At 65.5% G+C, this 313-nt stretch carries 1 protein-coding gene; it reads right to left on the bottom strand.

Annotated elements, in window-relative coordinates:
* The coding region (locus QWI17_RS01265; protein WP_302720678.1) for a DJ-1/PfpI family protein at positions 1–302 on the bottom strand (302 nt) is incomplete at its 3' end.
* Positions 303–313 lie beyond the last annotated feature (11 nt).

Raw genomic sequence — 313 nt, 5'->3', positions numbered from 1 at the left:
CCTTCCAGCAGGAAGTGCTTGGCCAAGCCGCTGGCCGCCAGCGCATCGGTAGAGGCCTTGCCCGCCGGCACCACAACCCCGTCGAACATGACCGACGGCATTCCTTCCATCGAGGCATCCACCGGTAGCTGTTTGCCGTCGGCCGCCTTCACCGGCGCCGACGTCGGCCCCAGCAGCATGGGCCGTGCACTGTGGGCCTCCAGCGCTTTCACCAGTTTGTCGACACTGGCCGCGTCCACGCCGTCGGCCACCAGCACTGCAATCTTGCGGCCTTTGATGCCTACCGAACCAGGGTGGTTCATTTGGCTCAACG

Origin of the sequence: Gilvimarinus gilvus (assembly GCF_030518155.1) — a bacterium.
Taxonomy (GTDB): Bacteria; Pseudomonadota; Gammaproteobacteria; order Pseudomonadales; family Cellvibrionaceae; genus Gilvimarinus; species Gilvimarinus gilvus.
This window is presented reverse-complemented; position numbering and strand designations above follow the sequence as displayed.